This is a genomic window from Aquimarina atlantica (assembly GCF_000626715.1).
GTDB classification, from domain to species: domain Bacteria; phylum Bacteroidota; class Bacteroidia; order Flavobacteriales; family Flavobacteriaceae; genus Aquimarina; species Aquimarina atlantica.
In genome coordinates this window covers 703,416-726,242 of record NZ_AQRA01000001.1, presented here as the reverse complement: position 1 = coordinate 726,242, position 22,827 = coordinate 703,416, and the positions used below count along the sequence as shown (strand labels likewise).

Sequence of the window (22,827 nt, the reverse complement as noted above, 5' to 3'; positions counted from 1 at the left end):
TGTATTAGGAGATGTGGTACTAACGAAAAGTTAAAAAGCAAAAAATGGAGTTGCATATATGTATTTTCGTTGAAAAAAAGACGACTAAATAGTTATGAAAGAAAATAATTTTGAAACAGCAGTGTTAGCTGGTGGCTGTTTTTGGTGTACAGAAGCAGTTTTTCAGCGTTTAACAGGAGTCGTAAAAGTAGTGTCTGGGTATACTGGCGGATCAATTAAGAATCCTGCATACCGTGAAATTACAACAGGAAGAACAGGGCATGCCGAAGCCATTAAAATTGAATATGATCCCAAATGCATCAGTTATCAAGAATTACTTGAAGTGTTTTTTGCTACGCATGATCCTACAACCTTAAATCGCCAGGGTGCAGATCGTGGTACGCAATATCGAAGTGCTATCTTTTATATCAATGAACAGCAGCAGAAGATGGCAGAACAAGTAATTAGAACACTTGAGGATGAATCTGTTTTTGATAGCCCTATTGTTACAGAGGTAACAGCGTTAGGAGCATTTTATAATGCCGAAACATATCATCAGGATTATTACAACCAAAATAGTAGTCAGGGATATTGTCAATTTGTGATAAATCCAAAACTTAACAAATTAAATACTACCTTTAAAAGCAAATTGAAAAAAGAAAAATAGAATTAATTGCTATGCTATATAAAAATTTTGAGGAATATAATATAAAAGTAACCGAAGAAGTAAAAGAAAAATTTGAATCTATTATTGAAGACCTGGGTGAGGATACAAAAAGAGAGGGGATAATTAAAACTCCTGAACGAGCAGCAAAGGCAATGCAATTTCTTACACAAGGATATCATCAGGATCCTGCAGAAATTCTTAAGAGCGCTATGTTTAAGGAAGGCTATGACGATATGGTAATAGTTAAGGATATCGAATTATATTCGTTATGTGAACATCATATGCTACCGTTTTTTGGTAAAGCACATATTGCTTATATTCCTGATGGTTATATAGTAGGATTAAGCAAATTGCCCAGAATTGTTGATGTTTTTGCCAGACGATTACAGGTACAAGAACGACTTACTCATGATATTTTAGAATGTATAAATACGACCTTAAAACCTAAAGGTGTTGCTGTGGTAATTGAAGCTTCTCATATGTGCATGATGATGCGTGGAGTACAGAAACAAAATTCTGTAACAACTACTTCTGGTTTTAGAGGTCAATTTGAAAAAATAGAGACCCGATCAGAGTTTTTGAGGCTTATTACAGCAGATCTGGGGTAACAAATTTTTGGAATACTCTTTGCTTTATTTATTGTATATTAAACTATAAATTATGTATTAAATATGGCAAAAGATAAATATAAAAAACTTGGATTAAGTTTACTTTTTGATGGCTTAGGGATGATTACCTATGTGATTCCCGGAGTAGGGGAGTTTGGAGATGTAATATGGGCTCCACTAGCTGGCTGGTTAATGACCAGAATGTATAAAGGTAATGTTGGTAAAGCTGCCGGGATATTTACCTTTGTAGAAGAGGCTTTACCAGGTTTAGATATTATACCAACGTTTACTATTATGTGGGTATACACATATGTGGTAAAAAAAGAAAAAGTAAAAGATATTATAGATGTGGATATTTCTTAATCTTTAAAGAAACGAGCAAATCCCATTCTACTTAACATCTTTTTTTCAAAGTCCCAGAAAAATTTAAACTGTCCAAAGAGCCACCCTACGATAATAAGTAATATTTGATATACAGGAAATATCAATAGTATTCTTGCGGGCCAATACAGCCAACCATTTGTTGTATCTCTATGCAGCCCAATAAAAGTAAGTATAGGATCAGAAACACGGGCAGCAGTAGAACCCGTTACAGCAAATGCAATAAAAATGGCAATGAGCTCCCAACGATAAGAAACATTCCATTTTGTTTCTAGAACATTAAAAAGTTTTAAGGTAATAAAAAGAAATAATGAAGATAGAAAAATTATTATCGCAGATAGTACACCGATATAAAAGCTATCGTTTTGGGTAATTGGTAATAATTTCAGAATGTATTTTCCAATCAGATAAGATGAGAATACTAGAGTTAGTAGTCCTAATATAGGAAAGATTAATTGCCAATTATCTTTTATTTCCCAACGTTCCTTAAATTTTTGCATGTCACAAAAATACAACTAAAAAGAATGGAAATCAAAATCGTCGTCCTCTTGTTACAATAAATCGTTGTCGATATCGCTGCTCAAAATATAGAAAGTAATTATACAGCAGATAATTTACTTCATATCCATAATGAATTACAGGATCATAATTAATTTGTTGAAGGTATAAATTAGGGTCAAATCGTTGTGGTTGCATCACTCTTTGATTATATTCTGTAACATAGATACGATTTCTGGTTTCTAAAAATGTTTCAGAATAAAACCCTCTGGGTCTTTGAGTAATTAGCCATGCATTAAATCCTGGTTCTATAATAATAATTTCATATTCCAGGCTATCATTTGCAATCCTTATAGTGTCTGAAGCAATATCAGTAGTAGCTACATCCATTTTTCGGTTTTTGGTTGTAGAACAACTATAAATAAATATCCCCAAGATTAATATATAAATACAATTTTTCATCTGTTTAAAATTTTATAGTTTACTAAAAATGAAGAAACTAAAAATTTCTGCACATTCAGGAATTCGCACAAAAAAACATAATCATATCGGTTGGTATGCAATGATGAAATTTGTTTATGCTCATTTCATAACCTTATAAATATATCTAAAAAAATAATATGATAATGTTGTAGAAATTATAAATTCCAGAAATCAACCTGGTCTTGTTCAATTTCTTGAATGTCAGTAAGATTAATATCCATACTATACATGATTAGTTCGGTAAATCGATTCGTGGCGAATTCGCGATTGGCCCCATTAGAATATAGGATGCCGGCCCCATTTGTTGCAGTGCAACGACCCAAAGTATAGTTCCCTGTTCTAAGAATAGTACCCGATCGTCGAATTGTCTGTACAATATTAGCGCGAATAAAAGAGAATTGTTGCCATTGATTGTTACCGTTTGAAGCCCATCGTACAGGATCACTGCAACAAATCCCAGAATCAAAATAAACTCTGTTATTTGTCCAATTTACATGAATAGACCATCGATTTCTATTAACACCAGGTTGCCTGGTACCAAATGAAAACTGATTATCAGAAGTAGAGTATAAAACTGTAAAAACAGAACCATTAACTCCTGCATTGGTTAGAACTTGTATACTTGTATTAATATCTAATCGATCATTATTACCGTCTCCAAAAAAATAGGGCCTGGTAGGATCGGTAATAAAACGTGGTTGAAATGCATTGGTGTTCTGAATAGCGTTTCTACCCAAACCACTTTGATCATACCATGTAACAACAAATACGTTTGCAGCACCTCTCCAGGCATCTATTGCTGTTACATCTACAATATCATTATCGTCCCAACCAAAATCTTGTTGAGCGTTATCACTATCTCTTCTTAGCCGTATAAGAGGGCCATTATAATCAGATTCTAGTACCCTTAGTGAAAAAGCAAAACTAATATTGGTAAGTTTTTCATCTAAGATATGAGACGGTCTCATCGTAGGAAAATTATTGTATTGACCAATTTGACAATAACTAAGACTCGAAAAAAACAGACCTATGTAAAGTAATAATCTTGCCATGCTATTAATTTCTTTTTAAATCCCCGGTGATATGAAATGTATTGGTTGCTGTGCATACGATACCAGCTCCTGCATCTAGTCCTGCTGTTTTAAATCGTAATAATCTATTTTTTATAGTTACCCCTGCGGCTCCTGTGACAGTTACTTTTCCTGCTCCCAATTGATAGATACTAACATTATATCCTATAGGAAGCCCTGCAGGAACTGTTAATGTAACATCTGTTGTACTATTAAAAGTTAATATATTATGATTGTCAGTATCTACAAGAGTATAATTTCCGGTTTTAGCAAATACAGATGGGGATTCGAGTAATTCTTTCCATTCTGTTCCATTAAATTGAAACACTTTTTTTTTAACTGTATCGAATACTAAAGATCCTTCTTGTATTGTAGCTGTACTAATGTTATTTATATCTGTTGTGGTAGCTCCTGGCAAACCCAGTAATGCAGTAGCATCGATTTGAGCAATAGTGCTTGCGTAATATAGAAACACTACTAAAATTAGTAATTTTTTCATGTTAGTAGATAGTTGGTTAAAATAAAAGCTTATTAAAGTCATACAACTCTAATAAGCCCTTTCTTTTGATAGATCAAAATAATATAAATTATATTATTTTGACTATTTAATGGGGTATTATTTTCCGAAAAGACCACCAAGCAGCCCTCCAAGGCCTCCTTTTTTCTTTCCTCCGCTACTTAATAGCATTCCGGCAACATCGTCAAGAATACTTCCATCACCATCTGCATCTAAGAAAGACTCTATCAATGATTGTTGCTTAGCACCACCACCAGACATACTTCCTAGTAAACCTGATAATCCATTAGCATCGTTTACATTATTTTGTTTAGCTTGTTTTCCTAATACTCCTAAAAGAATTGGAGCGGCTACTTTTAGTATTTGAGCCACAGAACCAGCATCGATCCCTGATTTTTGACTTAAAGCATTTTCTACTGCAGGTTGTTTATTTCCAAGAATATGCCCCAGAATACCAGCTCCATCATTAGTGACACTTTGATCAACACCACCGTCAAATAAACCTCCTAAATTATCTAAAATCCCACCGGTATGCTTACCAGTTAATGCTCCTAACAGTCCCGAAGCTCCTTCAGGTGTAGATGCATTTCGTTGCATTGCTCCCATAAGTACTGGCATAGCCATGCTTAATAGGTCTCCGGTTTTATCTTGCGATTGGCCCGTTTGTGAGCTCACACCGCTGATAATTTGCTTGCCCATAGGGCTATTTAATAGATCTAAAATTCCTGACATTGTAAATATTTTTTAATGAATCTAAATTTACATTTTTAATATCAGAATTAGAATTATTAACTCATTTTATTTTGATGAAAATAGGATAAAAAACAATTTTATAGGATGAAAAGTAAAAAAAGAGCTGTTTCAATGATTGAAACGGCTCTTTTTTTATGTAATCTATATTTTGTATTTAGTTCAGAATATTAATAATTTGCTCAGCTAATTCTTGGCCAATACGATCTTGAGCCTCTCCTGTAGCTGCACCAATATGTGGTGTTAGTGATATTTTATTATTCATCAATACTTTGATTGCCGGGCTGGGTTCATTCTCAAACACATCAAGTCCTGCGAAACCTAATTTCCCTTTTTCTAAGGCCTCTACCAATGCTACTTCATCGATTACACCACCTCTTGCTGCATTAATGATTCCTGCACCATCTTTCATTTGTTCGATTTCGGGAGCTCCAATCACATATTCTTTTTGTGCAGGAACGTGTAGTGTGAAAAAATCAGAATTTTTAAGCACCTCTTCTTTGGATACAGTTTTGATTTTGAACGTTAATGATTGCCCGTCAAAGAATTCTAGTGGTATTTCTACTTCTTCAATAAACGGATCATAAGCGATAACATTCATCCCGACTCCAATTGCAATTTTTGCAGTTGCCTGTCCTATTCGTCCAATACCGATTACCCCAAGGGTTTTTCCTCTTAATTCGATACCTCCGCCATATGCTTTTTTCAGGTTTTTGAATTTACTATCTCCTTCGAGAGGCATATTACGGTTAGAATCATGTAAAAAACGTACACTGCCATATAAATGTGCAAAAACTAACTCTGCTACAGATCCAGAAGAAGCTGCAGGAGTATTAATTACATGCAATCCTTTTTCTCGGGCATAAGCTACATCAATATTATCCATTCCTACACCACCACGGCCAATAATCTTAAGAGAAGGACAATTATCAATAATATCTGTTCTTACTTTAGTCGCGCTACGCACAAGTAGTACAGAAATTTCATTTTCGTTAATATAATTAACTAATTGATCTTGAGCTACTGTAGTTGTTAAAACCTCGAAGCCTTTTTTTTCTAAAGCTTCAATTCCGCTTTGAGATACCCCGTCGTTTGCTAATACTTTCATTTTCAAGTTTTAAATTTTGAATATTAAGCCTTATTAATTTGACTTGTCTTAAATGATTATTGTTAGAATATTATTTTACGCTTTGCGTTCTAGGTCACCCATTACATCTACAAGAGTAGCAACACTTTCAAGGCTTAATGCATTGTACATACTAGCTCTATATCCCCCTATACTTCTATGACCATTAATTCCGTTAATTCCTGCTTCTTTCCACATAGCATCAAAAGCTTCTTTAAGATCATCATTTAAAAGCCTAAATGTAGCATTCATCATTGATCTATCTTCTTTTGCAGCAAAACCTTCGAATAATGGGTTTACATCTATTTCAGAGTAAATAAGCTTAGCTTTCTTTTCATTAAGTTCTTCTACAGCCGAAATACCACCTAATTTTTTAATCCATTTTAGGGTTAGCATTGATGTGTATACCGAGAATACAGGTGGGGTGTTAAACATACTACTTTTACTAATATGCGTTTGATAATCTAGCATAGAAGGAATTTGTCTGTTTACTTTACCTAAAATATCTTCTTTAACTACTACAACAGTAGCTCCTGCAGGGCCCATATTTTTTTGCGCACCAGCATAAATTAAATCAAATTGAGAAAAATCCATCTGTCTAGAAAAGATATCACTACTCATATCACATACGAGAGCAGTATCGGTAGAAGGAAAATCTTTTAGTTGTGTACCAAAAATAGTATTATTACTAGTTAGATGTAAATAATCTAATCCTTTAGGAATATTATATCCTTTGGGAATAAAATTAAAATTTGAATCTTTAGAAGAAGCGACTTCTACGATCTCACCAAAAAGCTTAGCTTCTTTTATCGCTTTATCACTCCAGGTTCCTGTATTTAGATACCCAGCTTTTGTTTGTAACAAATTATAGGCGGTCATAAGAAATTGAGTACTTGCTCCACCTTGAAGAAAAAGTGTTTTATATCCTTTTCCTTCTAAACCTAGCAATTCTAAAACCAAACTGCGGGCTTCTTCCATAACATCTACAAAATCCTTACTACGATGCGATATCTCCAGAATAGAAAGACCAGAGTTGTTAAAATCTAACACTGCTTGTGATGCTTCTTTAAATACTTCTTGTGGTAAAATACAGGGTCCAGCGCTAAAATTATGCTTTTTCATGTGCTAATGTTTGTTGTTTTTAATGGCCACATGGAATCTTCAACAATCAAAATTCTTATAACTATTTGTGTTATCGGTTATCTAATTGTATCAGTTTCATTAGTAGTTTTATTGTTGTTAAATAGTATGGTTTAGTTGTTTTTTCTTTACTCTAAAAACAGCGTTAGAAAAAACATCACAAAGGTGCTAATAATATGATACAAAATCATTATCAAAATGATAAATTATTTAATTAATTTTTGTCAAAAACTCAATAATATCTATACCATCTGCATAATCTGAAAGTTGAGGGCTTTGCGTCTTACCAAATTCAATACATTCTGGAGAAAAATCAAGGCCTACAACACACTGGATCTTTTCGCTGTCACTCTCAATTTTTTTGCTTAACTGGCCTTTAGAATCGTAGGTTTCATAAAATAACGTTGCAATAGGGGAAGCATAACTTTCGTCTTCTTTTAGCATTAAAAAACCGTTTTCAAACAATTTGTAATTGCTCATTAGATAAACTGCTTTATTGTAATCATAATTATTAGCGTATTTTGCACTATTAATAACATCATTATATGGATAAATAGCTTTAAAAAAAGAATCAAAATCATATCCTTTTGGGACCATGAGTTTTGATACACTTCTACATCCCAATCCATAATATCTAAAAATATCTTCGCCTAGTACCTCGAGTTGTTCTTTGGTTTCATTTCCTGTTAAAATGGCAACAGAATTTCTATTTTTACGTATGATGTTGGGGACTTTACCAAAGTAGTATTCAAAATATCGAGAAGTATTATCGCTTCCGGTAGCAATTACAGCATCAAAATTTTTAAACTTTTCTGAAGTAAATTTAATAGATGCCTCAAACCGAGGTTCTATTGCTATTAGATACGAAGCTAAAAAAGGTAATAACTGATTATCATTAGAAGATTGTTTTACTAAAACATGATGCCCCGAAATCAATACAGAAAGAAAATCATGAAAACCTACTAATGGTATATTTCCTGCCATAACAATACCCACTGTTTTTGGTTCTGTTTTTTCTAATGCATATGGGGACAGCCAATCCTTTAAATTATTTTTGGTGAGAGCATTACTCCATTGTTCTACAGAAAAAAGTACATTTTTTTCTGTAAACCATCCATTATGATGTACGGCTGTAGTAATTTTATGAACCATTTTATCAAAAAAATCATCATTATGATGAATGGTATTAACCTTCTCATAACCAGTGGATTTGAATTGGTTAAGAAACTTTCCTAATTCAGAAAAAGCTTTGATACGATCATTTAATAACATCTCTTATTTGTTTATCACTAGTTTACGAGTTATTTTTGTGCTGCAAATTTAGAATAAAAAAGAGCTATGGCAATTATAATAACAGATGAATGTATAAACTGTGGTGCTTGTGAGCCGGAATGCCCAAACACTGCAATTTATGAAGGAGCTGATGATTGGAGATATTCTGATGGTACAGATTTAGAAGGAGATGTAGTTCTTCCTGGTGGTAAAAGTGTAAATGCCGATGAGGCACAAGAGCCTGTTAGTGATGAAGTGTATTATATAGTTCCTGATAAATGTACAGAATGTAAAGGGTTTCATGAAGAACCGCAATGTGCAGCAGTATGCCCTGTAGATTGTTGTATCCCTGATGAGGATATCGTAGAAACCGAAGAATTTTTATTGCAAAAACAAGCTTTTATGCATAAATAAAAGGATATTATCTGATTATAGACCATAAAAAAACCTGTCATATGACAGGTTTTTTTATGGTCGTTTTTTAAATTTTAGTATTTTCGCTCTACTACAACCTCAAATCTAAATACGAAATCATGAAAAAAATAGTCTTTTTTATTCTTTTTACAACGCTTTCTGTTGTTTCTTATGGGCAATACCGATGGGAAGTTTCTGCTGGAGCTACTTTCTCAAAGCTAAACCTTGATAATACCGAAACTACAGGCGGAGCTGGTTTTTTTGTTAATGCAGGATACGGTTATGTAATGGGAGTTAGAGCGAGAACAAGTATTGTTTTTTCTTTAGACCTTTTACAACGTACCAGTGAAATAGAAGGAAGAGGTGACGCAGAGACACTTCAGGTTGGTTTTAATCCAAAATTTAGATACCTAACTGGTGATGGTAAAGATCGGTTTCGTGGTTTTATTAATGTCGGACCTTCTTTTCGAGTAAATACAAAATTTGAAATAAATGGTGTAGAATTAGAAGATGAAGGTTATGAAAAGTTGATTATTGGTGGTGTGTACGGAGCTGGTTTTTCTCAAATGATAGGAGAGATGTTCGATATTATGGCAGAAGTAGGAGTAATGAACGATTTTGTAGATAATATAACCGATACTAATAGTAAATTCTTTGATATTTATGCAAGAGTGGGAGTTCGATTCAGAATTTATGATGCTCGACGATAAAATTTTAACAAATAATATGTATTTAAAATCCTGCCAAAGCAGGATTTTTTTATACCTCAACTTAATTTTTTGTAAATTAGATACTTACAAAAAAAGAATAATTGGATGTCGTATTGGGGATATATAGCAATTAGTGTTCTTGCAATGTATATTATTGTAAGTATACTCTTGTATTATTTGCAGGAGTACTTCATTTTTAAACCAGAGAAGTTAGATAAGGATTTTGAGTTTCATTATAATAATCAGGTCGTAGAAGAATATAATCTGGAAACAAGAGATGGGGCTATTCTTAATGGTCTTCATTTTAAAGTAGAGAACCCAAAAGGTGTTGTTCTATATCTTAAAGGAAATTCTAAAAGTATTAAAGGCTGGGGGAAATTTGCTGTAGATTTCACAAGACATGGGTATGATGTATTTATGTTGGATTATAGAGGATTTGGTAAAAGTACAGGTAGACGTTCTTTTAAAGCAATAAAAAGAGATCTTCAGTTTGTCTATAATAAGATTAAAGATAGAGTAAAGGAAGAGTATATTATTTTATATGGTCGTTCGATGGGATCTGGATTTGCTACAAAACTTGCCTCTATTAACAATCCTAAAATGTTGATATTAGATGCTCCTTATTATAGCCTAAATAAGGTTGCTGCAAAGTTTATCCCGTTTATGCCAATTTCTTTAATAATGAGGTATCCTATACCAACGTATAAATGGCTTAAGTATGTAAATTGCCCTATTCATATTATACACGGTACCCATGATAAATTAATTCCTTTTAAATCAAGTATCAAATTGTCAAAAATTCGACCAAAACTTACTCGATTATACACGGTGATAGGAGGAGGGCATAAAAATTTGAATAATTTTGAATCTTACCATAAGATGCTTGGAGAAATTATCAATTCTAAAATGAGAAAGATAAACCTTTCTAATACAAGTATTGGTGTTATGCATTCTTCAAAAAAAGCAAATGCACAGGCTTAAAAAAATACTATTGGGAGGTATATCACTCTATTGTATTCTTCTAATATTACTTTATTTTTTTCAGGAGAAAATTATTTTTCAACCAGAAAAACTTTCTGAAGACTTTATTTTTCAATTCGAACACCCTTTTGAAGAGTTTTTTCTAGAAACTAACGACAATAGTCGCCTTAATGCTATTCGTTTTGTTACTAAAGATCCTAAAGGAGTAATGTTGTATTTTCATGGTAATAAGGGAAGTTTGAAACGTTGGGGAAAAATAGCGATGTTCTTTGCCTATAAAAAATACGATGTCATCATAATGGATTATCGAGGATATGGAAAAAGTACAGGAAAAATTAGCGAACAAAAATTATATGAAGATGCACAGTTATTTTATAATTATGCTTTAGAACGGTATCCAGAGGACCAAATAACTATTTACGGGAGATCTATTGGAACCGGAATTGCAGTAAAAGTAGCTTCAGATAATCGACCTAACCATTTGATATTAGAAACTCCTTATTACAGTATGAAAGACGTTGCAGAAAGCTGGTTACCCTTTTTTCCAACAAACATCCTGTTACAATATAAAATCCCCTCTCATGAGTTTATACAAAATGTAATTTGTGATATTACTATTTATCATGGAACCGACGATAAGGTAGTCCCTTATGCATCTGGTGAGCTATTATTTAATAGTATTTCAACCTTGAATAAAAAAATGATTACAATACCAAAAGGATCACATAATAATCTAATAACATTTGAAGAATATCGCACTACGATTGATGGTGTATTAAAAAATGATTAAATACCATTAAAAGAGAAGCGTTATATCTATATAAAAGATATAACGCTTCCTTCTATAAAATTTATAATTTTGTATCAATCAGGTACAAAAAAACGGTTCATCAAGAACCTATAATTTAATATGCCATAAGAGCATCTCTGTACTCTTTTAAATCTGAAATATTTGTTCTGTTTTTAAGACTTTTTGTTAATGATACCAAATATTTAAGACTCGCTACAGGGTCTTTGGCTTCTTCATTATTCGATATTTCGTTGTCTTCATCTATAGGTTCATCATCTGGAATAGGTATAAGAAAAGAATTGTTCTCTTCTATGTGCTCATAAGTAAACCTAAGAACTTTTACTACAAGTGGTATTTGCTCTTCTAAAGCATAAGTCCTTAATTCTTTAAGGTCTTCAATTAGTGCATCTGTGTTGATACCTGTTTTTTCTAGGTCTACCAGAATTTTATCGATTAACTTGATTGCTTTTTTATTTTCCAAATGGGTAATATTATAAAGATGATTAACTACTAATGATTGCAAATTTAAATTTTTCTTGAATTATTAGAAATCAATTAAGGGTATTTATTTATATAGATATTTGTTTTTTTTATTTGGTATAATTTAACATACAGTATTATTTTTTGTTAAATATCTGTTTTTCAATGTGTTAAGCAGCTTATCTTCAATTCATACTACTATTCCGGCTAAAGTTTGAGGTAAAACCGTAACCGTATATGCACCAAACCTCTTTATCTTTGACATGTATTCCAATTACAATTTTTCCCTTACTTTTTTTGTTTTCCCCAACACTTACCTCCTTATCCTAAGGAGGTAAGTTCTTCATGGGGTATTATGAACTTAAATGAATTAACGATTCACGACTTGACATCTGATACTATTTTGCTTTAGATTCATGTGGAAATATGCTGTATATGTATATATACAATCACCTTATGCTATAGTTTTGAGATATATTATTTTGAATACTAAAAAAAGTAAAGCCAAATTGATAGTCACTTAGCCATAATAGATACTTAATAAGAATTTTTATCGTTTACTTTTTTACTGTTAATAGAGCAATTTCATATTCAGAATCAATCATTACAGAATCATTAGAAACTGTAACTTCTTTACCCGAGTACTTATCGATTAAAATAGCTCCCTCTGGAAAAATCGAATTAATTTTAATTATTTTTTCACCCATAGGAAGACCTAATCCTATTACTACTTTGTCAGATATTCCATTTTTATGATACTTTCTTGAAAACACATAGGGTTTTTGAGATATCATTCTATGTTTACCTGCTCCTACTGCAGGGTGATTTTTTCTAAAAACCCCTAGTTTTTGCCAATGCCTTAATAATCTTTTGGTATCCTTATTATCTATCATATCCCAATTCATGTTAGACCTAAGTGTAGCATCTCCTTTGGTCTCGTCGATAATTAAAGGTCTTGCTATCTCATCTCCATAATATATCTGGGATATACCGGGGGTTAGTAACAGTTTGGTAGCAGATTCATAAGTTTTATTTCTTTTTTTGTCAAAAGGTTTGCCATCATCATGAGAACTTATATAATTAGTTATTCCCTTACCGATTAGATGGGTATACAAAGCTTTACTGTATTTACTAAACAATTTTTCATAATCAAGTTGATTAGCATCATATTTAAACTGAAAATTGATCATATTGTTAAACCCATAAGCAAAATAATCTACTTTACGATCTCCAAAATCGTAATATCGTTTCCCATCAATTCCATAACCATATAATTCACCTAACATAAAGAATTCATTATCGTCTAGTATTTTATCTGGGTTTTTTGATTTCCATTCTAAGAATGCCAGTTTAGCTTGTTTGGCTAATACACTCCAGGCATCTTCTTTAATATGTTTTACAGTATCTACACGGTATCCATCTATTCCTAATTCTCTAACATAATCGGTTAACCATTTAATAATATAATTCTTGGGAGATCTTTTTAATCGTGTTTTGGTAAAGAAAACATCTATTTCTGCAAGTTCTATTTCTAATCTACCTTCGGCTTTCCATTTATTTATTAATGCTTCGGGTAATTCTACATTTTCGTTATTCTCTGTTTTAATATCAGGGAGATTTTTTACCAGCGTACAATGTATAGTACTTTCATAATCTTTATAAGTACATTGCGGCGAGGTTCGTACCCAACTGTCAGGCCAAACAGGATCTTGTTCTGTAACAGGGCCCGTGTGGTTCATTACCACATCCATTAGAATTCTAATATCATTTTTATGGGCTGTATCTACTAATTCTTTTAATTCCTTATAGGTGCCAAAATTAGGGTCAATTTTTGTCCAATCTTTTGTCCAATATCCATGAAACGCATATGTATTTCCAGTACCTTCATCTACACTCCCATGTATTTGTTCTACTATGGGGCTAAACCATATAACATTTACACCTAACGCTTTAAAATACCCATCATTTATTTTTTGAATAATCCCTTTGATATCACCTCCTTCAAAGCCTCTTAATTTCCCTGTTTCTTTAGTTCGTTTTAATGCCTCGTCATTTGCAGGGTCTCCATTTTTAAACCTATCGGTTAATAAAAAATAGATATTAGATCCTTCCCAAATAAAAGGAAGTTTATCTGATGTTTTTGCTTTTTGAGTATCAGGTTGAATAGTTTTTGATTGATTAATACCATTTGTTTTTGGCTCATCTTTACACCCAATTATAAGGCATAAGAGCAAAAAAATAATGGATTTTGTAAGTTTAATCATTGTATTTAGGGATTTAAAAATGCTAAGCTATAAAAAGTCTCATAAAAATTAGAGTATGATGAATTACTAAATTTATAAAAATAAGGGATATTATAATTTGTTATACATTTTTTGTAAACTCTTAAGACAAAGAATTGATGCAATTAATTTTTATTTTTCTGTAAAAATAATGTTCCTTTGGAGTCAAAATTATAAAAATGACCAAATTTAAAGCATGGATCTCTGCAGCTAGATTAAGAACCTTACCATTATCGATTTCGGGAATAGTTGTCGGATCTGCTTTAGGTTATAAGAACTTTTTAGAAACAAATACCTTCTGGCTAGCTATTATTACTACGTTAGGTTTACAAATTTTATCCAATTTCGCTAATGATTATGGTGATGGGGTAAAGGGAACTGATAACGAAGATAGAGTAGGACCACAAAGAGCTTTACAAAGTGGAGCCATTTCTAAAAAGGAAATGTATAATGGAATAATACTTACAGCATTAATCACCTTAGGAGTTGCTATTACATTAATTTATGTTGCTTTCGGAAAAGAGTACTTTTTCTATTCTGTATTCTTTTTCATATTAGGACTTGCCGCTATAGCTGCTGCTATTAAATACACAATGGGTAGTTCTGCATATGGGTATAGAGGTTTAGGAGATTTTTTTGTATTTATCTTTTTTGGTTTGGTTAGCGTCGTTGGGTGTTATTTTTTGTTTGCAAAACAACTACATGTTCTTGTTTTTCTACCTGCTATTACTATCGGATTATTGAGTACCACGGTATTAAACCTTAATAACATGAGAGATTATCATAGTGATAAAAAAGCAGGTAAAAATACACTTGTTGTAAAACTAGGTATTAATCGAGCAAGAATTTATCATTTTGCCTTACTAATTATAGCTATGCTATCTATGTTAGTATATTTATATTCTACCTATAAAACACCTATCAACTTTTTGTTCTTAATAGCTTATATACCTTTACTTATTCATATAAGAAAAGTTGCTAAAACCAGTAATTCAGAACTACTGGACCCCGAGCTTAAAAAAATAGCTTTAACAACATTTTTACTGTCTATTTTATTTAGTCTGGGGCAGATTTTATAATTTAGTCGAACTCTGTTATTACAGATAAATTAGAGTAGTTTTGTGTGCATTCTTTTGTATCTCAGAACCTATTTGAAGTATAATAAGTTTTAAATTTTTCACACATGAAAATCACCTTTTACGGTCATAATACTTTATTAATTGAAATTAATGAAACAAATATCCTTATAGATCCATTTATTTCGGGTAACCCCTTAGCTAAGGATAAAATTGATATGAGTACAATTAAAGCAGATTATATACTGCTTACACATGCACACCAAGATCATGTTCTTGATGCAGAGGTAATCGCCAAAAGTAATAATGCTACGATTGTCTCAAATTATGAAATTACTACATATTATCAGAACCTAGGTATCGAAGTACATCCTATGAATCATGGAGGAACCTGGAGTTTCGAATTTGGAAAAGTAAAATATGTGAATGCAATTCATACCAGTAGTTTTGCCGATGGAACTTATGGAGGGCAACCAGGAGGGTTTATTATTGAAGGAGAGCATAAAACCATTTACATTGCAGGGGATACTGCTTTAACAATGGATATGAAATTAATTCCGTTAAGAAATACTTTGGACCTTGCTATTTTACCTATCGGAGATAATTTTACAATGGGTGTAGATGATGCTATTATTGCAAGTGATTTTGTAGAATGTGATAAAATATTAGGAGTGCATTATGACACTTTTGGATATATTGAAATTGATCATAATGAGGCTAAACAAAAGTTTTTTGAAAAAAACAAAGACCTTATGCTATTAGATATAGGAGAAAGCATCACATTATAATGAATGCCAGGTATTATAAGCATATCCTCCAGTTTAAAAGGCCAAGCGGGACTTCTAGAGGGATATTAAAAACCAAAGAAACCTGGTTTATTGTGATTTCTGACGGAACCAGAAAAGGAATAGGTGAATGTGGTATTCTAAGAACATTAAGTATAGATGATCGACCAGATTATGAGGATAAATTAAAATGGACCTGTGAAAATATTCATTTAGGTGTAGATACGCTTTGGAAAGAACTTATAGAGTTTCCTAGCATTCAATTTGGAGTAGAAATGGCATTTAGATCTTTAGAAAGTGATTCCCCATTTTTATTGTTTCCTTCATCATTTACTCGTGGAGAAAAACAAATTTCTATCAATGGACTCATATGGATGGGAGATAAAGAATTCATGAGGCAACAAATCTCTTCTAAATTAGATGATGGATTTGATTGTATAAAAATGAAAATAGGGGCTATTGATTTTGAAACAGAGTTAAATTTATTGTCCTATATACGATCTCAATTTTCTTCAGATAGTATTGAATTAAGAGTTGATGCTAATGGCGCTTTTAAACCAAAAGATGCTTTAGATAAACTAAAACGACTTTCTATTTATGATTTACATAGTATAGAGCAGCCTATACGACAAGGGCAGTACAAAGAAATGGCAAGATTATGTAACGAAACCCCATTGCCCATAGCATTAGATGAAGAATTAATAGGTGTTTTTGATGTAACAGAAAAGAAAAAACTATTACAAACTATACAACCACAATATATTATTCTTAAACCAAGTTTGATAGGAGGTTTTAAAGGAACCAAAGAATGGATTAATATAGCAAAATCTTACGGGATTGGATGGTGGATTACCAGTGCATTAGAGAGTAATATAGGACTAAACGCTATTGCGCAATATACATATACCTTAAACAACAAAATACCTCAAGGCTTAGGGACGGGAGGATTGTATACAAATAATATTGATTCACCTTTGGTTGTTAGTCAAGGAGCTCTGGCGTATAATCCAGAACAAGAATGGATATTAAACTACTTAAATTAATATAAATATATACATGTACATTACACAAGGAAGACAAGGGAAATTAGGAATGTGGAAGTATTTACCAATCCCAATTATGTTTATTGGATTAATGGGGATAAACTATTTGACAATGAAATTATTGGGTAGTGATGTTGCTCTTATTATGGAAGAGCAAATTAAATCCAAAGGGAAAAATAGATTCTTTGCAGAAAACATGATATTTTTTGTTGTCCTATTAGCAGGTTTGCTGTTTTGGGTTCGATATGTACACAAACAGAGTATTTTATCGCTTACTACCAGTAGAAAAAAAATAGATTGGAATCGATTTTTCTTCATTTTTATTCTAATGGCATCATTTATTATTGTATCTACTTTGATCGTATATTTTATTAATCCAGAAAACTATTTGTTTAATTTTCAACCTGTTCCATTTCTAATTCTTACGGTAATCTCAATACTATTAGTTCCTATACAAACGAGTTTTGAAGAATATTTGTTTAGAGGATACCTAATGCAAGGACTGGGATTAGCGGTTAAAAACAAATGGTTTCCTTTACTAGTAACATCAATACTCTTTGGAGTAATGCATGCTGCGAATCCAGAAGTCGAAAAATTAGGACCAATACTTATGGTTTACTATATCGGTACAGGTTTGTTTTTGGGAATCATCACTTTAATGGATGAAGGTCTAGAGTTAGCACTTGGGTTTCATGCAGCGAATAATCTTGTAACAGTACTTTTGATCACCGCAGATTGGACAGCATTGCAAACAGATTCTATTCTTATTGATATCTCAGAACCAAGTGCAGGATTTGATGTGTTAACTCCCGTAGTAGTAGTTTTTCCTATCTTTCTTTTGATTCTATCAAAGAAATATAAGTGGACAGGGTGGAAAGATAAACTTTTAGGAAACATACCATCTGATACAATTTCAGAATAACTAACAAAGAAATAACACACTCTTTACATATTGATAACTTATGAGTATGTTAGAAAATTGAAATTTGAATATGCAAACGAAAAGTACATTTTCTATTCCCGAAATACATCAAAGCTTCTCAATAAATAAAAATTGTTTTGATAAAGAAAGGCTGAAATCTTTGGCCTATGGTTTTATTAAAGAAGGTGAAGTATATGAACAGGAAGCAGGAAGCTTTTTGTTAGATTGGTTAAATGAAAAAGATCATATTGTTGTACAAACCTCGGGTTCTACAGGAAAACCAAAAAAAATTAAGGTATATAAACAACACATGATTAATAGTGCAATAGCAACAGGAAAGTTTTTTAAATCTGAAGAAGGAACTACTGCACTGTTATGCCTTCCTGCAAATTATATTGCCGGAAAAATGATGCTTGTAAGAGCTATGGTACTGGGGTGGAAAATAGATTTGGTGCCTCCAAAAACGAACCCTTTGGATACAGTATACAAACAATATGATTTTTGCGCAATGGTACCTCTACAACTTGATAACTCTCTTAATAGACTTCATTTAATTAAAAAACTAATAGTTGGAGGAGGTCCCGTTTCAGAAAATTTAAAAGAATTGGTTCAAGGTTTTAAGACTAAAATATTTGAAACCTATGGTATGACTGAAACAGTTTCTCATATAGCCGCAAGAAGAATAAACCCGAAGAAGAAAGATAAAAAAGATGCTCACTATTTTAAGGCGCTACCTAATATTACATTAAGTATTGATAATAGAAATTGCCTGATTATTAAAGCCCCACAGCTAAATGAAGAGACGATTGTTACTAATGATGTAGTAGAACTAAAAACATATAAAAAATTTTTGTGGAAAGGGCGTCATGATAATGTGATTAATAGTGGAGGAGTGAAATTGTATCCAGAAGAGATAGAAACAAAATTACAACTATTGATCGGACATCGTTTTTTTATTACCAGTATTCCTGATGATACACTTGGTGATAAAGTAATCTTATTAATAGAACGTGAGTATGATAAAATTGCATACCTAACATTGCAGGAAGGAATACAGAATTTAAATACCTTAAACAAATACGAAATCCCGAAAGAGATTTACTTTATCCCTCAATTTATAGGTACAGAAAACGGAAAAGTACAAAGAAAACAAACCGTAGAATTGGCGATGAATTCAAAATAATGCATTTTTCTTTTACATTTTCTTTAAGCATAAAAACCACTATTTTCCTTTTTACTCATTAAAAAGACGACTTCACTCATTCTTGATTGTTATCACCTATAAGAACATATAGTTTTAGTTTATAATTAAAAACTATTAACTATGAGACTATTACAATACATTTTATTTGCCTTCCTTATAACAGGGATTTCCAATGCGCAAGAGATAAAAGTTACAGGAAAAGTAACAGATGATCAAGGTCTGCCTTTACCAGGTGTGAATATTGTTGTAAAAGCAAGTACCAATGGAACACAAACAGATTTTGACGGTAATTACACTATTCTGGCAACTATAGGAGACACATTAATGTTTTCTTATGTAGGATTCGAAACCGCTGAAGAAAAAATAACCACTAATTCTACGATTATAGACGTCATGATGATTTCTTCCTCGGCAGAATTAGATGAAGTAGTTGTCACAGCATATGGATCTAATAGAGTAAGGAAATCTACGAGTTATGCTGTATCTAGTAATAGGCCAAGAAGAAAAGGGAGAAAACATAGACAAAGACGTAAAAATAAATCCGCCGGAGTACAGGTTTTTGGTACTGGTAATATATTAAAAGTTAGAGGGGTCAGTTCGGTTTCTGCTACAAAACAACCACTGTATGTAGTAGACGGAGTACCCGTTGATAATAAAGATATAGCTGTGGTAAATTCAATAGATCCGACAAAAATAGCAAAAGTAGAAGTGCTTAGAGATAAAAAAGCAACTTCGGTTTACGGAGCTAAGGCCAAACATGGGTGTATTGTAATCACCACACATTCTGGAAATTATAACGTACAAAATGATGAATCATACCGAGAAATTGTTGAGAACGATTTTAAGAAAGTTCAAATGGCCCCTCTTTCTACATTCTCTATTGATGTAGATAAAGCATCTTATAGCAATATTCGAAGAATGATTAATAATGGAGTTAACGTTCCTGCAGATGCCGTTAAAATTGAAGAAATGATCAATTATTTTAATTATCAATACGAACAACCCAAAGACGAGCATCCTTTTGCAATTCATACTGAGCATGCTTCAACTCCCTGGAATACAAAAACGCAATTGGTTAAAATCGGATTAAAAGGAAAAGAGATTCCTCAACATGAAATTCCTGCATCAAATCTTGTATTCTTAATTGATGTATCGGGATCGATGAGCGATAGTAACAAATTACCTCTACTTAAAAAAGCTTTTAAACTTTTGGTGAATCAATTACGTGAAAAAGATAAGGTTTCTATCGTTGTATATGCGGGAGCAGCAGGAATGGTATTAAAACCCACATCTGGAGCTAATAAGCACGAAATTAATCAAGCATTACAAAATCTTGAAGCAGGAGGATCAACAGCAGGAGGAGAAGGAATACGATTGGCATATAAAATTGCAAAAGAAAATTTTATAAAGAATGGTAATAATAGAGTTATCCTGGCTACCGATGGTGATTTTAATGTAGGAATTAGTAGCGATAAAGACATGAAAAAATTGATTGAAGAAAAACGTAAATCTGATGTGTTTCTAACATGCCTTGGATTCGGGATGGGAAACTATAAGGATAGTAAGTTAGAAGTATTAGCGGATACCGGTAATGGTAACCATGCATATATCGATACCATGCAAGAAGCCCAAAGGGTATTGGGAAAAGAATTCGGAGGTACTCTATATACAATAGCTAAAGATGTAAAAATTCAGGTTGAATTTAACCCAGAAAAAGTACAGGCATATCGATTAATAGGATACGAAAATAGACTTTTGGCAGATGAGGATTTTATAGATGATACCAAAGATGCAGGAGAATTGGGAAGCGGGCATACCGTGACCGCATTATATGAAGTAATCCCTGTCGGGATAAAAAGTAAGTATCTGAAAGAGATTGCTGATCTAAAATATACCAACTCAACAATTAATAAAGAATATGGAGATGAGTTGTTAACCGTTAAGTTTAGGTATAAAAGACCACAAGAAAAAAAGAGCATCGAAATGGCTCATGTTTTACAGATCAATACCAAAACTTCGGTTTCACAAGATTTTAATTTTGCAGCATCAGTTGCATGGTTTGGAATGAAACTAAGGGGGTCAAAATATATTGAAAACCAAAACCTTAAAGATATAATTGCTTTAGCCGAAACGAATAAAGAAAAAGATAACCTGGGGTATAAAGCAGAATTTGTAAGACTTATGAATAGCTACCAGGGATTATAGAGTAATCAAAAGGTATTGTTAAAGTTAAAAAGAGACATCTGTATTGTTTTGCAGGTGTCTTTTTTTGTGATATTTTTATTTCGATTATATGATTAAATTGCCTCACACTATCACACTATGAAAAACCTCTTTATCATAACCTTGTTTTTCCTAAGTACTACAATTGAATCTCAAATTCTTAACCAAAGAGAAAGAGCTGCAGCAATTGATATGGTTTTACAAGATCGATTCGATAATCTTTTACCTCAATTAATGGATCGTACAGAATTTGATATGTGGATCTTGATTTCTAGAGAATATAATGAAGACCCTGTACTTAAAACAATGCTGCCTTCAACTTGGTTAAATGCCAGACGGAGAACTATATTGGTTTTTTATAGAGATAAAGCTAAGAATACAATAGAAAAACTGGCAGTAGCTCGATATAATGTGGGTAAAAACATTGATTCTGCCTGGGATAAGGATAAACAACCAGATCAATGGAAAGCACTTGTTGATATAATTTCAAAGAGAGATCCTAAAAAAATTGGTGTTAATTATTCTAAAGACTTCGGAATTCTGGATGGTATTGTAAAAACAGATTATGATGAGTTGATGAATGCGATGCCAGAAGAATATAAGTCAAGAATTTCTTCTGCAGAAAAACTATCAATTGCATGGGTAGAAACACGTACCCAACAGGAAATGGAAATATATAAAGAGTTGGTAAAAATCACTCATGATATTATTGATGAGGCATTTAGTACTTCGGTTATACAACCAGGAACGACTACTACAGACGATGTAGTTTGGTGGTTAAGGCAAAAGGTAACCGATATGGGATTAAAAACCTGGTTTCATCCTACTGTAGATATTCAGCGTTCGGGTGAAGCATTACAAAGCCATATTGTTTCCTTTTCTAATCGACCAAAGGATAAAGTAATTAGACCGGGAGATTTGATTCATTGTGATTTTGGGATTACATATTTACGATTAAATACAGATTGCCAGCAACATGCTTATATTCTTAAAAATGGAGAAACATCACCACCTGAGTTTTTAACAAAAGCTTTTGCAGATGGAAATAAAGTACAGGACATTTTTACTTCTAATTTTGAGACTGGTAAGACCGGAAATGAGATTTTACTAAAATCTCTTGAACAAGCAAAAGCAGAAGGACTTAAACCATCAATATACACGCATCCATTAGGATTATATGGGCATTCTGCAGGACCAACAATAGGAATGTGGGATGCGCAAGGTGGAGTCCCGGGAACAGGAGATTATCCTTTGTATGAAAATACCGTGTATGCTATCGAGCTTAATACTACCGTAGCACTTCCAGAATGGAAAAAAGATATTCGTATTATGCTCGAAGAAGCTGGTTTTTGGGGAGAACCTGGTTTTAGATATGTAAACAAAAGACAAACCGAATTGATAACCATTCCTAAAAGAAAGTAAATTA

The 22,827-nt window shown here is 32.5% G+C and carries 24 protein-coding genes; 14 read left to right on the top strand and 10 right to left on the bottom strand.

Going from position 1 to position 22,827, the window contains the following annotated elements; translation table 11 throughout:
- Nucleotides 1–94: 94 nt before the first annotated feature.
- The 3 genes from msrA (at nt 95) to ATO12_RS03230 (ending at nt 1,617) form a co-directional block, all read left to right on the top strand.
- Nucleotides 95–646: a peptide-methionine (S)-S-oxide reductase MsrA gene (msrA, locus tag ATO12_RS03240; protein ID WP_034238587.1), complete on the top strand. Its 552-nt coding sequence runs from the start codon at nt 95–97 to the stop codon at nt 644–646.
- A gap of 11 nt (nt 647–657) precedes the next feature.
- Complete coding sequence (gene folE / locus ATO12_RS03235; RefSeq protein WP_034238586.1) at nt 658–1,254, top strand: GTP cyclohydrolase I FolE; 597 nt, start codon at nt 658–660, stop codon at nt 1,252–1,254.
- 63 nt (nt 1,255–1,317) lie between these two features.
- Nucleotides 1,318–1,617: a hypothetical protein gene (locus ATO12_RS03230; RefSeq protein WP_034238584.1), complete on the top strand. Its 300-nt coding sequence runs from the start codon at nt 1,318–1,320 to the stop codon at nt 1,615–1,617.
- Here ATO12_RS03230 and ATO12_RS03225 read toward each other — a convergent pair.
- From ATO12_RS03225 to ATO12_RS03190, 8 genes are all read right to left on the bottom strand, one after another.
- Nucleotides 1,614–2,135: a DUF6787 family protein gene (locus ATO12_RS03225; RefSeq protein WP_034238581.1), complete on the bottom strand. Its 522-nt coding sequence runs from the start codon at nt 2,133–2,135 to the stop codon at nt 1,614–1,616. The genes ATO12_RS03230 and ATO12_RS03225 overlap by 4 nt on opposite strands.
- 31 nt (nt 2,136–2,166) lie before the next feature.
- Nucleotides 2,167–2,595 carry a DUF6146 family protein gene (locus ATO12_RS03220; RefSeq protein ID WP_034238579.1) on the bottom strand — a complete coding sequence of 143 codons (429 nt, stop codon included), beginning with the start codon at nt 2,593–2,595 and terminating at the stop codon, nt 2,167–2,169.
- Nucleotides 2,596–2,771: 176 nt separating this feature from the next.
- On the bottom strand, nt 2,772–3,668 hold the full coding sequence (locus ATO12_RS03215) for an arabinofuranosidase catalytic domain-containing protein (protein WP_117589996.1): 897 nt from the start codon (nt 3,666–3,668) through the stop codon (nt 2,772–2,774).
- A 4-nt stretch (nt 3,669–3,672) separates the two neighbouring features.
- On the bottom strand, nt 3,673–4,185 hold the full coding sequence (locus ATO12_RS03210; RefSeq protein WP_034238572.1) for a hypothetical protein: 513 nt from the start codon (nt 4,183–4,185) through the stop codon (nt 3,673–3,675).
- 117 nt (nt 4,186–4,302) lie between these two features.
- Complete coding sequence (locus ATO12_RS03205) at nt 4,303–4,935, bottom strand: DUF937 domain-containing protein (RefSeq protein WP_034238567.1); 633 nt, start codon at nt 4,933–4,935, stop codon at nt 4,303–4,305.
- A gap of 175 nt (nt 4,936–5,110) precedes the next feature.
- A complete protein-coding gene (locus tag ATO12_RS03200; protein ID WP_034238566.1) occupies nt 5,111–6,061 on the bottom strand; it encodes a D-2-hydroxyacid dehydrogenase in 951 nt (316 codons plus the stop codon).
- A 75-nt stretch (nt 6,062–6,136) separates the two neighbouring features.
- Complete coding sequence (serC, locus tag ATO12_RS03195; protein WP_034238564.1) at nt 6,137–7,201, bottom strand: 3-phosphoserine/phosphohydroxythreonine transaminase; 1,065 nt, start codon at nt 7,199–7,201, stop codon at nt 6,137–6,139.
- A gap of 228 nt (nt 7,202–7,429) precedes the next feature.
- Nucleotides 7,430–8,491, bottom strand: coding sequence for an acyl-CoA reductase (locus ATO12_RS03190; protein ID WP_034238561.1), 1,062 nt, complete (start codon nt 8,489–8,491; stop codon nt 7,430–7,432).
- Nucleotides 8,492–8,557: 66 nt separating this feature from the next.
- Here ATO12_RS03190 and ATO12_RS03185 point away from each other — a divergent pair, with 66 nt between their 5' ends.
- The 4 genes from ATO12_RS03185 to ATO12_RS03170 all read left to right on the top strand — a co-directional run bounded on the left by ATO12_RS03185 (nt 8,558) and on the right by ATO12_RS03170 (nt 11,386).
- Nucleotides 8,558–8,905, top strand: a complete 348-nt coding sequence (locus ATO12_RS03185) for a 4Fe-4S dicluster domain-containing protein (RefSeq protein ID WP_034238558.1) — start codon at nt 8,558–8,560, stop codon at nt 8,903–8,905.
- 119 nt (nt 8,906–9,024) lie between these two features.
- Nucleotides 9,025–9,615 carry an outer membrane beta-barrel protein gene (locus ATO12_RS03180; protein ID WP_034238555.1) on the top strand — a complete coding sequence of 197 codons (591 nt, stop codon included), beginning with the start codon at nt 9,025–9,027 and terminating at the stop codon, nt 9,613–9,615.
- 105 nt (nt 9,616–9,720) lie between these two features.
- Entirely contained in the window at nt 9,721–10,596 is an 876-nt protein-coding gene (locus ATO12_RS03175) for an alpha/beta hydrolase (protein WP_034238552.1), read from the top strand.
- Complete coding sequence (locus ATO12_RS03170; RefSeq protein WP_034238549.1) at nt 10,583–11,386, top strand: alpha/beta hydrolase; 804 nt, start codon at nt 10,583–10,585, stop codon at nt 11,384–11,386. The genes ATO12_RS03175 and ATO12_RS03170 overlap by 14 nt, the downstream gene beginning before the upstream one ends.
- A 115-nt stretch (nt 11,387–11,501) precedes the next feature.
- Here the strand turns inward: ATO12_RS03170 and ATO12_RS03165 are convergent, their stop codons facing one another.
- On the bottom strand, nt 11,502–11,867 hold the full coding sequence (locus tag ATO12_RS03165) for a hypothetical protein (RefSeq protein WP_034238546.1): 366 nt from the start codon (nt 11,865–11,867) through the stop codon (nt 11,502–11,504).
- Nucleotides 11,868–12,423: 556 nt separating this feature from the next.
- On the bottom strand, nt 12,424–14,130 hold the full coding sequence (locus tag ATO12_RS03160; protein ID WP_034238542.1) for an alpha-amylase family glycosyl hydrolase: 1,707 nt from the start codon (nt 14,128–14,130) through the stop codon (nt 12,424–12,426).
- A gap of 197 nt (nt 14,131–14,327) precedes the next feature.
- On the opposite strand from ATO12_RS03160, the gene menA reads away from it, so the two are divergent.
- The 7 genes from menA (at nt 14,328) to ATO12_RS03125 (ending at nt 22,823) form a co-directional block, all read left to right on the top strand.
- A complete protein-coding gene (menA, locus tag ATO12_RS03155) occupies nt 14,328–15,227 on the top strand; it encodes a 1,4-dihydroxy-2-naphthoate octaprenyltransferase (protein WP_034238539.1) in 900 nt (299 codons plus the stop codon).
- Between the two features lie 104 nt (nt 15,228–15,331).
- Complete coding sequence (locus ATO12_RS03150) at nt 15,332–16,012, top strand: metal-dependent hydrolase (protein ID WP_034238536.1); 681 nt, start codon at nt 15,332–15,334, stop codon at nt 16,010–16,012.
- On the top strand, nt 16,012–17,052 hold the full coding sequence (locus ATO12_RS03145) for an o-succinylbenzoate synthase (protein WP_034238535.1): 1,041 nt from the start codon (nt 16,012–16,014) through the stop codon (nt 17,050–17,052). The genes ATO12_RS03150 and ATO12_RS03145 overlap by 1 nt, the downstream gene beginning before the upstream one ends.
- Nucleotides 17,053–17,065: 13 nt before the next feature.
- Nucleotides 17,066–17,974, top strand: coding sequence for a CPBP family intramembrane glutamic endopeptidase (locus tag ATO12_RS03140; protein ID WP_034238534.1), 909 nt, complete (start codon nt 17,066–17,068; stop codon nt 17,972–17,974).
- Nucleotides 17,975–18,044: 70 nt separating this feature from the next.
- Complete coding sequence (locus ATO12_RS03135) at nt 18,045–19,157, top strand: AMP-binding protein (RefSeq protein WP_034238533.1); 1,113 nt, start codon at nt 18,045–18,047, stop codon at nt 19,155–19,157.
- Between the two features lie 141 nt (nt 19,158–19,298).
- Entirely contained in the window at nt 19,299–21,383 is a 2,085-nt protein-coding gene (locus ATO12_RS03130; RefSeq protein ID WP_034238530.1) for a VWA domain-containing protein, read from the top strand.
- Nucleotides 21,384–21,500: 117 nt separating this feature from the next.
- Nucleotides 21,501–22,823: a M24 family metallopeptidase gene (locus tag ATO12_RS03125; RefSeq protein WP_034238529.1), complete on the top strand. Its 1,323-nt coding sequence runs from the start codon at nt 21,501–21,503 to the stop codon at nt 22,821–22,823.
- Nucleotides 22,824–22,827: the final 4 nt, after the last annotated feature.